This window comes from Bradyrhizobium hipponense (genome assembly GCF_008123965.1).
Taxonomy (GTDB): domain Bacteria; phylum Pseudomonadota; class Alphaproteobacteria; order Rhizobiales; family Xanthobacteraceae; genus Bradyrhizobium; species Bradyrhizobium hipponense.
Window position 1 is genome coordinate 1 of sequence record NZ_VSTH01000203.1, and the last position, 10,986, is coordinate 10,986.

General features: G+C 59.3%; 8 protein-coding genes and 4 pseudogenes. 11 read left to right on the forward strand and 1 reads right to left on the reverse strand.

Annotation, left to right across the window (positions count from 1 at the left end; all coding sequences use genetic code 11):
• Window positions 1–6: 6 nt before the first annotated feature.
• From FXV83_RS45565 to FXV83_RS39735, 11 genes and pseudogenes are all read left to right on the forward strand, one after another.
• The gene (locus tag FXV83_RS45565; RefSeq protein WP_430648978.1) at window positions 7–261 is read left to right on the forward strand and encodes an ATP-binding protein; all 255 of its coding nucleotides are present in this window, start codon (window positions 7–9) and stop codon (window positions 259–261) included.
• 988 nt (window positions 262–1,249) lie between these two features.
• Window positions 1,250–2,110: a transporter substrate-binding domain-containing protein gene (locus tag FXV83_RS39690; protein WP_148745488.1), complete on the forward strand. Its 861-nt coding sequence runs from the start codon at window positions 1,250–1,252 to the stop codon at window positions 2,108–2,110.
• A 65-nt stretch (window positions 2,111–2,175) separates the two neighbouring features.
• Window positions 2,176–3,117 (forward strand): HpcH/HpaI aldolase/citrate lyase family protein, encoded by a 942-nt coding sequence (locus FXV83_RS39695; RefSeq protein ID WP_148745489.1) that lies wholly within the window; start codon window positions 2,176–2,178, stop codon window positions 3,115–3,117.
• 81 nt (window positions 3,118–3,198) lie between these two features.
• Entirely contained in the window at window positions 3,199–4,362 is a 1,164-nt protein-coding gene (locus FXV83_RS39700) for a CaiB/BaiF CoA transferase family protein (protein WP_148745490.1), read from the forward strand.
• Entirely contained in the window at window positions 4,359–5,252 is an 894-nt protein-coding gene (locus FXV83_RS39705) for an MBL fold metallo-hydrolase (protein WP_148745491.1), read from the forward strand. Before FXV83_RS39700 ends, FXV83_RS39705 begins: the two co-directional genes overlap by 4 nt.
• A 253-nt stretch (window positions 5,253–5,505) precedes the next feature.
• Window positions 5,506–5,781 (forward strand): SDR family NAD(P)-dependent oxidoreductase, encoded by a 276-nt coding sequence (locus FXV83_RS45045; RefSeq protein ID WP_210250793.1) that lies wholly within the window; start codon window positions 5,506–5,508, stop codon window positions 5,779–5,781.
• Window positions 5,782–5,833: 52 nt separating this feature from the next.
• Window positions 5,834–6,046 carry an SDR family oxidoreductase gene (locus FXV83_RS45050; RefSeq protein WP_210250794.1) on the forward strand — a complete coding sequence of 71 codons (213 nt, stop codon included), beginning with the start codon at window positions 5,834–5,836 and terminating at the stop codon, window positions 6,044–6,046.
• 505 nt (window positions 6,047–6,551) lie between these two features.
• Window positions 6,552–7,280: pseudogene (locus tag FXV83_RS39720) on the forward strand (SMP-30/gluconolactonase/LRE family protein).
• A gap of 89 nt (window positions 7,281–7,369) precedes the next feature.
• Window positions 7,370–8,481: pseudogene (locus tag FXV83_RS39725) on the forward strand (IS630 family transposase).
• Between the two features lie 461 nt (window positions 8,482–8,942).
• Entirely contained in the window at window positions 8,943–10,127 is a 1,185-nt protein-coding gene (locus FXV83_RS39730; protein ID WP_148745494.1) for a M20 metallopeptidase family protein, read from the forward strand.
• Between the two features lie 126 nt (window positions 10,128–10,253).
• Window positions 10,254–10,484: pseudogene (locus tag FXV83_RS39735) on the forward strand (thiamine pyrophosphate-dependent enzyme); the annotation flags it as partial.
• 271 nt (window positions 10,485–10,755) lie between these two features.
• Here FXV83_RS39735 and FXV83_RS43670 read toward each other — a convergent pair.
• Window positions 10,756–10,986, reverse strand: a pseudogene (locus FXV83_RS43670) (hypothetical protein); the annotation flags it as partial.

Genomic DNA, 10,986 nt, shown 5'->3' on the forward strand with positions numbered 1-10,986 from the left:
GGTACTCTGTCGTGTTCGGCAACCGCGCTCCTCGATCGTCTCCTTCACCACGCTGTCTTCATTCAAATCGAGGGCTCGAGCTATCGCTTACGCGAACACGCCGATCTCGTCCCCGAGCCGCCACAAGACGCAGGCAACCGCAAAACCCATTCCGCCGACCTGAAACGCCGGGGCCGACCACCGAGAAAACGGAGGTGCCGATCACGTCGACGGCTGATCGCCATCCCGCCAAGCTGGGGAATTTTGCGGCGCCACTTCTGAGGAGATTCCGCGCGCCGTTGACACCACCCCCGGCCATCCCGAACACCAGCGTGGGCGCCAAGGCAAGGCCGGTGGCGATGCCGACCGCGGTCGCGTTGCCGGTGAGGCTGAGCACGAGCCAGCCCCCGGCGATGCGCTGCACATTCACTCCAGCGGCGGCCACCGCCACGCCAACCAGATTACCTCCGCAAGTTCGGGGAGTGCAGCGCGGCCAAGCGGGCAGGTCGTGGCGTCGGTGATGTTGGTCTGTGGGGTCTTCTCGTCTGTCGGCCGTCCTGCTGACCACGCCCCGCGTTGCCGCCGAACCCGTCGAGGCCTTGACTACCGCCATCCTCTCTAGATCGGCCTCCACGAAAGACCCGGCAATATCCATCGAGCCTGGAAGAAAACAGGCAGTTTTTGGAGCGAACAGGGACAAGCGCTCGAAGACGATTTGTGGGCCGAGCGCGGGGGCCTTGATTACGTCAGTGCGGCCGCGGATCAGACCATCGAGCATCACCGTCATGCTGTAGGCCTTCGACGCTATCTCGCGCCGGGTGAGCAGAGCCTTCTACAAACGTCTTAATAGAGGTCAGGCTTCAACTCGTCGGGCTTCTTGGGGTCGGGACATAAAGACGTCACTTGTCCGCGGATCGTGCAGGAATTCATGTCCAATTGGGGTGAATTTGAAGAAATGCGGTCCCAGACTCCTCTAATCTGTCTGCCTTGTGATCCCGTCGATCGGCGGGGCGGGATGAAGTCCTCCTATCAATCGCCGAATGGAGTAGGCGCCTATGCGCACTGTCGCTGAAGTCGGGCAATCACCATGATTGTCGTGACGCATGAACTCGACTTCGCACGTGAAGTGGCGAATCGGGCCTTCTCATGCATCGTGGGTTGGCCGTAGAAAGCGGGCCTCCCCACGAAGTTCTCGCAAGTCCGCACGCGAGACGTCATCTCAGTCGTGCTGAGTTGATGGGTCAGCTACAACCGGAATGACGGAGATCAAATGCTTTTCAGGATTGCAATCCGTCTCGCAATGAGCGGACTCGCCGCGGCAGGCCTCTTCGTGGGCGCCGTAAATGCGCAGAATTCCCCACGGGTCATCAAGGCGGGGGATATCAACACCTATCCACCATTCGCTTTCAAGGACATTCAATCTGGCGAATTTACTGGACTCGACCGGGACCTGTTCGAGGCCATGGCCAAGAAGATCGGTGCGACGGTCAAATGGGAGATTTTCAGCTGGCAGGATATGACGAGCTTCGCTCCGCTCAAGACCGGGCGCGTTGATATCTACGGCGGAGGGGGGATGCAGGGCCATGCCGCAAGGCGTGCGCAAGGTGTGAGCTTCATTGACTTCGTGAAGGATCCCTATGCGTTCTACGCGCTCAAGTCCAACGCGGAGCAACTCAAGACCCCTGCCGCATTGTGCGGAAAACGGGTGATGACGTTCCGCGGCAATGTTGGAACGACTCGATCGCTCGACAAGTGGAATGATGAGGTGTGCGTTAAAACCGGACGGCCTGCGCTGGTAAAAGTCGATATGGATGGCGGAACACCGACGGCAAAACTGGAATTGAAGCAAGGCCGTGTGGACCTAGCCATGGGAGGGGCGGGGTCGATCGCATACTCGAATATGTCGGAGGGTGGCATCTACATAATGCTCCCGAAGCCGGTCGGCGGGGCTGTGTACGGCATGGCGTTCATGAACGAGAACAAGGAGCTTGGAGAGTCTCTCAAGAAGGGGTTGGATGAACTCATCGAAGACGGCACTTACGTCCAGCTTTTGAAGAAATGGAATCTGCCGGTCGAGGATAGCTCGATCGGAAGAGCGACGATCAATGGCGCACCTGAGCCTGATCAGTAACAAGCGACGTTGCTATCACCAAAGCGCGAACGCCCGCGGGTGGTTACGGACGAAGGAAGTTTTTCATGCCTCAGATGTTTCGCGACGCTAAGTTGTATCGATCGATGCTCTACATCCCTGGACACAAGCTCGACTGGATGTTGAAAGCGCCGAAATACGGAGCAGATGCCCTGATGTTTGATCTCGAAGACTCCGTCGAGATCGCCGAGAAGGCGGGGGCTCGCGAGTCCGTCGCCGCGGCCATTCAAGGGCTGCGCACCGGCTCCTTCGGGCGCTTCGTGAGGCTCAACGGATGGCGCACAGGGCATTTGCTGGACGACGTTAATGCGGTTGTCGTCGATGGCCTCGACGGGGTGGGTCTTGCCAAGACTGAAGGGCCGGAAGACATTGCCGCTCTGGACCTCGTGCTTGGCGAGTTGGAGAGGTCGCGGGGGCTGCCGCTCGGCCGGATCGAGATTTGCCCGCACGCGGAAACTGCACTGGCGATGTACAGGTTCTACGAGATCTGCATGGCGTCGCCGCGGGTCAAACGTGCCGGCTATACGGGCGCGCCGGGTGGCGATCTTGCTCGCTCCCTGGGCGTGCAGCCCGAAGACCCGACCGAGGCCGGAACTTACTTCGGAGCGCATTCCGTACTGCAGGCGCGCGCCGCCGGGATTGTGCACATTGCCGGCGGCATGACGGGTCAATTGAATGACCTCAATTTGGTGCGGCGAATTGGCGAGAAATCCAAACGCATGGGGGCCTCCTGGGCGTCGGCAATCCACCCTAGCCACATTCCTGTGATCAACGAGATCTACTCGCCATCCGAAACCGAAATCGACGAGGCGCGCGATATAGTCTCTGCGTTCGCGGAGGCTGTTGCTCGTGGCGAAGCTGCGGTTCGTTATAAGTCTATGCTGGTGGACTACGCGAATATCCGGTCGGCGATCGATGTACTCAAGAAGGCTCAGGCAGCGGGGATGGTCGTCGGCGATATTCCCGAAATCGAGCTGCCCGCATACTAAACGGCAGGCACTCGCACCTGAAGTACGAGTGCATAGTTCCGCAGTCCACAAGCGAATCAAACCTGGATCAAAGAGGAAGATATGACCGAAGCCCTTCAGGGGATAGTTGTGCTCGATCTCACCGCGTACCTCGCGGGGCCGTATGGGTGTGCCCTGCTGGGTGATGTGGGAGCCGACATCATCAAGATCGAGCCTCCAGGGGGCGACGCGACCCGGCAATATCCATCGAGCCTGGAAGAAAACAGGCAGTTTTTGGGAGCGAACAGGAACAAACGCTCGATCGTGCTCAACTTGAAAGACCCGGAGGGCTTGGCCACTTTCTATCGACTCGTCGAGAAGGCCGATGTCGTCGTCCAGAACTTCCGGCCCTCCGTTGCCCCCTCGCTCGGTATTGACTACGAGACCCTGCGGAGCAAGCGCCCCGATCTCATCTACTGCTCGTTCACGGGTTACGGCGACAGCGGCCCTCTCAAGGACCATCCTGGCTACGACCAGATGTTGCAGTGCTTCAGCGGCATCGCTGCGATGCAAGGAACGGATGCCGGAAAACCGCAGGTCATGCTCGGTTCGATCGTGGACTATTACTCAGCCTCCATGATCGCTTTTGCGATCCTCTCGGCGCTCGTTCACCGCCTGCGCACAGGCGAAGGACAGCATGTCAAGGCCTCGCTGCTTCGGTCAGCCATCACGTTGCAGGCCGGACAGTTCATCTGGGCGGACAGCGAGCCTCGCGATGTCGAACGTTGGTGGCCGGCGAGTTACTCGGGGATCTATCCGACGAAGGAGGGCTATCTCTACCTTCAAGCCACCACGCCCGCTTTCTGGAAGAGCCTTTGCCAACATCTCGGCTTTCCGCAGTTGGCGGACGATCCCCGCTTCGACACCCTGAAGAAGCGCACTGCTCTCAAGAACGAGATCCGACCGTTAATCAAGGAAGCGCTGATGCAGCGCACCGCGCTCGAATGGGAACAGCTGATGCACGGCAACGTGCCTTGTATCGCAGTCCGATCGATCGGGGACATGTTCGATCACCCGCAGGTTCTCGCCGAGGGGCTCGTGGTCGAGCACCAGCACCCGAAAGTCGGCAAGTACCGGACCATGGGCAAACCAGTCAAGATGGGCATAGGAGACAGCCCCAGCCGACGGGCCCCGATGGCGGGAGAGCATACGGATGAAGTGCTGGCACATTTTGGATTCCAGGACGACGACATAGCTGCACTGCGTGCGAGAGGAGCTGTGGCATGAAGACCCAGATTTTCGGCGACATTCGCGTCGACATGATTTCCGAATACGATCATCTGGCGCTCGAACCGGGTTGGCTGCTGAAGGACGTGACGCCCGAGGACGTTGCGGAACATGAGCACTGGCTGGGTCCGCGTCTAGTGGAGCCAGGAACGAGAAAGCTGATCACGCGCTCGCATGCGTATCTCATCCGCACGCAACACCACACGATCCTGTTCGACACGTGCTGCGGCAATGACAAAGAGCGTCCCGAGTCTCCCTTCTGGCATCGACTGCAGACACCCTTCCTCCAGAACCTTGCGCGTGCAGGCGTCCTTCCGGAACAAGTCGACTTCGTTATGTGTTCGCATTTGCACGCCGACCATGTCGGGTGGAACACGCGGCTGCAAAACGGCGAATGGGTGCCCACGTTCCCCAACGCCCGCTACTTGATCAGCAAAGGTGAATTCGAATGGTGGCGCGACGCCATCGAGTCGGGCAACACGCATCCGACCCGAAAACAGCCGTGGATCGACAGCGTACTGCCGGTCGTGGAGCGCGGCCTGGCGACGTTCGTCGAAGATAACCATGCCTTCGAGAACGAGATGCCGGACGAGGTGCGCTACATGCCTCTCCAGGGTCACACAAAGCATCACTGCGGCCTGTACCTGTGCTCGCGGACGCAGGATGCGATCTTCTGTGGTGACGCCATCCACCATCCGATCCAGCTCGCACGGCCCGATTGGATCAACCCCGGTTACGACCGCGAAGCGGCAATCCAGGTTATACGCGACCTCATCACACGCCTGATCGACACGCCGACGAAGCTGATGACAGCCCATTTCCCCTCGCCTACGGCAGGGTGGGTGGTAAGCGAAGCGAGCCAGACCCGTTTTCGTTTTGATTGTGATTGAAATGTAGGTGACGTGTTCACTTGGTGCGCCCGAACGCGCCACTACCCACAGCTGCAGCAGCTCACATCCGTTCCATGACATCCAACGCCTGAAAGACATTCTGCATCGTCACCTGCGGTGCGCAACGCATCGGCCTTGCGGCTGTGCTCAAGTTTGCGCGCGAAGGCGCGATTGTCGCCGTCTGGGACCTGTCTCGCGCTGGGGTCGATGAAGCCGTGCGGCAGTGGCGCGCAGGCGGAAGGCTGGGTGGTAGATGTCGTGCACCGCAAGATCGTTCACGCAAAGCGTGCTCGGCCGCTTCGGCCGCATCGACGTCCTCGTGAGCAACGCCGCGATCACCAAGGACGCGCGCTTGCAAAAGATGTCTATCGAGCAGCTCAACGCCGTGATCGATGTGAACCTGCGCGGCGTCTTCCATTGCGCGCAGGCTGTCAGTGGGCCGATGGTCGAGCGCGGCTGCGGCGTCATCCTCAACGCTAGCTCGTCGTCGGCCTGTACGGCAACTTCGGCCGGACGAACTACGCTGTAAGCAAGATCGGCGTCATCGGTTTCACCAAACCTGGAGCCGCGAACCCAAGGGCGTGCGAGTCAACGCCGTCGCGCCATGCTTCGTGATAACGCCCATCCTCGACACGGTTTCCGGTGAGGTGTTGAATGAGATGAAGCACCGCCTGCCGCTGCACCGGTTGAGCACACCCGAGGAGATCGCGAACGCCTATTGCTTCCTGGCGAGCGACGAAGCCAGCTACGTGAATGGTGCCGTGCTCGAGGTGTCCGGGGGCATGACGGTCTGATCCACCTGTGCTGTTGTACGATCCTTCACAGGATCGCCAACCTCATGGCAGCTCAACACGCCGCACCAGCACACCCCACCGGGTCGAGCAGTCGCTCGCGATCGCGTGCTTGTTCATCCACGAAGTAGTCAGCGCGTTGATGCTCGGGGTCTCGCAAGAAATCCTCGGCCCAATAACAGCCCAAAGAAATTGTGATGTTGAATGACACTGTGCAGACCGCGCAAATTGAAAAAGTAGCCGTTGGCCTCGTGTTCACCGAGGGGCCACTGTGGGATCCAGACGGCTGCGTCTACTTCGTGGATTTGAGATCGAACGTCCTCTGTCGCATGGTGTTGGGTGAGAAGCCAACGAAAGTCCGCGACACGGTAGGAGGAAACGGCTGTACATTCGACCTACAAGGGCGATTGGTCAACTGCGAAGGCGGCCTCCGTCGTGCCTATCGCATCGAAAATGCAGTGTCACCATTACAGATCCAAATTATCGCATTCCCCTGCAGGAGCGTGAGATGGGCCATGGTGCCGTCTATCGCATCGCGACCGATGGTTCGATCAGAGAAGTGGCCAAGCTCGAATATCCGAATGGCCTAGCGCTGTCCAAAGACGAACGAACTCTTTATGTTTCCAATACACGATAGCGCTGAGATCGACAGAAATGGGAAGTTGATCCGGCGTCGTATATTTGCCGATATTTCCGCTGGCATGTCATGACGAAATCGACGGGTTGCCCTGACGGAATGAAGGTCGACGAGGCGGGTCGAGTCTTCTGCACAGGTGCTGGCAGCGTGTGGGTATTCGAGCCGGACCGGAAGCTGATCTGGATTATTGAGACGCCGGAGAATTGCGTAAACGTTGCCTTAGTCGGTGGTGACTTGAGGACCTTGCCTGTTGACCGCGAGTACTTCCGTCTACACTCTTCGCGTGAAGGCGACAGGTTTGCCTCACCCGTCATACAAGAATCGAAAGAACTGCTGAGTCCCGCAAACTGGCGGTTCGGCTGCTGGGTGCTTGACGCGTTACGCGGCCGGCGCGTTGACGAAATCCGATTGGAAGCCGGCGGCGATGCCTGCATTGGAACAGAATGGGTCGATAAGCCCAGAGCGCATTTCGGGCGTTTCGATCACACGCCGGAGATCGTCCTGCCGACTGACGTCGCAGGTCTGAGCTGCGGCACAGATCCCAGCTGCAACTCGGTCGTGCGGGCCTCGTCGATGTCGGCCGCCACGATCGCCCCCTAGTGTCCCGAGTCACAAGTTCGCAATCCTAGATTCGCAGTAGATTCGCCTCGCCGTGCCAAGGATGGAGGCTAGCAGCGAGGGAGGATCTGATGGCGGACCCGCGACTTGCCTGCCTGACATTGAGCGATGAAGAGCGCGCCGAACTGAAGTCGCTGACGATGCGGCGGAAGACGGCGCAGGCACTGGCTCTGAGAGCCCGGATCGTGCTGACCTGCGCGGAAGGCGGTCAGAACAAGGAAGTGGCGGTCAAGCTGGTCCTGGACCGGGCGACGGTAGGTAAGTGGCGGCGGCGTTTTGTGGAGCGGCGTGTGGCCGGTTACATGATGAACCGCGCTCCGGGGCGCCACGTACCATCGACGATGCCCGCATCGAAGCTGTGATCGTGCAGACGCTGGAAAACAGCCCCGAGAACGCCACCCACTGGAGTTCTCGCGGCATGGCGAAGGCCAGCGACTTGTCGGTATCAACGGTGCAGCGCATCTGGCGGGCCTTCGGGCTCCAGCCACACAGGATGGAGACGTTCAATCTCTCGAGCGATCCGAACTTCGTGGCCAAAATGCGCGACGTCGTAGGCCTTTACGTCTCGCCACCAGAGCGGGCCATCGTTTTGTGTTGGATGAGAAGTCCCAAATCCAGGCTCTGGAGCGCAGCCAACCGATGTTGCCTATGCGTCCCGGCCAGCCGGCCCCAAGAAGCCATGATTACACGCGGCACGGCACCACATCGCTGTTCGCCGCCTTCGATATTGCGCCGGACGGGTCATCGGCAAGTGCTACGGACGACACCGTGCCGCCGAGTTCCGCAAATTCCTCGACGAGATCGAGGCTGTCGTGCCCCGCGAACTCGACGTCCATCTCGTCATGGGACAATTACGTCACGCATAAGATCCCATTGATCCAAAGATAGCTGGCTAAAAGGCCGCCACGTGCACCTGACCCCGACCGGCTCGTCATGGCTCAACCAGGTCGAGCGTTTCTTCGCGCTCCTCACCGATAAGAAGATCATGCGCGGCATCTATCGCAGCGTCGCCGCCGTCAGAGCTGACATCGCTTCGTTCATCGACCGACACAACGCCGATCCCAAATCCTTCCGATGCACCAAGTCCGCTGATGATATCCTCGCTTCCATAGAGCGCTTCTGCCGATACAATGCCCCGGCAAAACACGAGGCAATGTTGCGAACTTCTGGTTCAGGACACTAGCGGCTGCAGGTCTCGCACAACCTCACCTGGACTCCGATTACGGGAACCAGGGCGCCCATTCTTCAGACTGTGGCAGATGGGGCGCCATGACGACGGCAACTATCGGCGCCAGTGCTCAATCCGCTGCTGGCTCTTCGGCCGGTGGCAGTTTCGGGCAGATGCAATCAGGGCGCCGGCATGTTGCACGAAGCCTGAAAGCGCGGCGACGAAAGGCGCGCTCGGGGTTGATCAGAGCGGATGGAAGGAAGCGCATAGTACGGTTATATTGAAATATTCGCGCGGAGGAGGGGTCGACCCCGCAGGCTGTCAGCTTCCAGGATGAAGTCCGGCGCCAAGTTAGTAGAACAAGCTGAATCTATGCGCGCAGAAGCTAGAACTCGGGCGATTCTCTCGTCTATGGCGAGATAGTTTTTAGTCGCATAGCATTCGCTCGAACGGCGCTTATCAGGGTTCAAATCGAAATGACCACACGCACCAACAGTTTCCTGTCGAATGCCGAGCGGGAGGCGGTGATCGAGCTGCGCCATGCCATGCATCGCGAGCCAGAGCTCTCGAATGCGGAATGGAAAACCCAGGAGCGAATTCGCGGGATTTTGCAGCGCTTTGGCATCGATGGCGCAAAGGTATTCCACAATACCGGCCTGTATGTTGATATCGAAGGCACCGCCTCCGGCCCAAAGCGATCGATCGCGGTTCGGGGCGACATCGATGCGCTGCCAATCCGCGAGATGCGTGAGGATCTTCCCTATCGCTCGCGAGTCGACGGTGTGATGCATGCGTGCGGTCACGACATGCACGGCTCGATTGCGCTCGGAACTGCGCTTGCCTTCAATCGGATTCGAGAAGACTTTGCAGGCAATGTGCGCGTGTTCTTCCAGCCAGCGGAGGAAGCTGAGCCGCTCGGTGGGCGTACTGTAGAACAAGAGAATCTGTTGGATGGCTTCGACCGGGCGGTTGGTTTTCACGTCGCTCCGGATCTTCCGGCCGGTACATTCGGCGCGCGCGAAGGCGCGGTGACCAAGTCCGCTGATTCTTTTAAGCTCACGATCACGGGCAAGATGGCGCATGGCGCGGCGCCGTTTAAGGGCGTCGACGCGATCGCTATCGCAGCTACCTTCGTCAACGAGGTGCAGAAGGTGGTTTCGCGCGAAATGCCAGGCGACGACGGTGCAGTTGTCACCGTTGGTGTTATCCGTGGGGGCGAGGCGGCAAACATAATCTGCCCGTCGGTCGTCATGGAGGGCACGGTCAGGACCCGCAGCCCAGTGCGTCGGGCGTTGCTCACCCAGCGCGTTCGCGAAATTGCAGAAGGTGCCGCCTCAATGCACCGCGGTCAAGCCGGATTGATCATCCGCACCGGTGAGCCGCCGGTGGTCAACGATCCCGAAATGGTAAACCGTTTCCGTCAACTCGTGCACGACGCCGCCGGGCACGAAGCGTTCAGCGACGCGAAGCAGCGCGGAGACGGCAGCGACGACTTCGGATTCTACTCCGCATGTGTGCCATCCATCTATTTTTGGTTCGGCAGCCGAGCTCCTGGCAACGACTCGCACCTGCATACGCCGACCTTCGGCGTGTCCGATGACCTTCTCATCCCGACCACCGAGCTTGCGGTTAGGTACATCCTCGATCTCTTGAATTCCTGAGAGCAGTCGGACCGTAATCGTGGCCCCGCTTTCCGGACCGACAAGGACTGCTGCTCCCTAGCGGGGATGCCTGCTTCGCTGGCCACGTTAGTTAAAGTGTCTCAAGCAGGTCATCACGGCACGGATCATCAGGAGCGCGAATATCCAGCCCGTATCATCGGTACACAGATGCGAAATCCTGACTTCGCCCTCTACGCAAGGGCCTTTGGCGCTTATGGCGAACGGGTCGAGCTCACTGAAGAATTCGCACCAGCTTTCGAGCGTGCTCTCGCGTCAGGCAAGTCGGCTCTCCTGCATTGCCTACTCGATCTGCGCGCGATCTCGGTCGGGAAGGACTTCGTCCTGAGTAAGGCTTAAGCCGGCTTGCGCGGGATGATCATCAGTCCCGTGGGCGCTGCGCGTTGGCGCGTCGACAAATTCCGGATTGAGCGTTCAAGACTGCCGCCTAACCGCACTGGGCCAGTCGTAGTCGACACCGACCGCGGTTCATTTCAACCTGAGTGTTAAGGTCTTTCGAGGCAGCAATTCCATCCAAACAAGGCGCCATTTCAATGGATTGCTTAAAGCAAGAAGATAACCTTCGTGCATAGAGCTGCGTCTCGTGCTTAGAGCAGCCTGGGTGAACCGATCACTCTGTTCCTGAATCGTGAAAAGGCGCGATGTTCAGAAGCTCTCTGCGAGTCGTAGAAAGTTTCCAAGCATTGCATGACCATGGTCGGTAAAGTGCACCCAGATGGTGCCCGTGTGCGAGAGCAATGATCTCACCCTCGTCGGAACGCGCCGTGAGAGTGAAGTCAGCAGCAAATATCTCATCGGCCTCGGCGATAAGAGAATGATAGCGGTAACCGGTATGAGCTCC

Excerpts from the sequence above, each read along its gene's own strand:
- FXV83_RS39695 (WP_148745489.1), top strand. The coding sequence starts at position 2,176 with ATGCCTCAGATGTTTCGCGACGCTAAGTTGTATCGATCGATGCTCTAC.
- FXV83_RS39705 (WP_148745491.1), top strand. The coding sequence starts at position 4,359 with ATGAAGACCCAGATTTTCGGCGACATTCGCGTCGACATGATTTCCGAA.
- FXV83_RS39690 (WP_148745488.1), top strand. The coding sequence starts at position 1,250 with ATGCTTTTCAGGATTGCAATCCGTCTCGCAATGAGCGGACTCGCCGCG.
- FXV83_RS45045 (WP_210250793.1), top strand. The coding sequence starts at position 5,506 with ATGTCGTGCACCGCAAGATCGTTCACGCAAAGCGTGCTCGGCCGCTTC.
- FXV83_RS39700 (WP_148745490.1), top strand. The coding sequence starts at position 3,199 with ATGACCGAAGCCCTTCAGGGGATAGTTGTGCTCGATCTCACCGCGTAC.
- FXV83_RS39730 (WP_148745494.1), top strand. The coding sequence starts at position 8,943 with ATGACCACACGCACCAACAGTTTCCTGTCGAATGCCGAGCGGGAGGCG.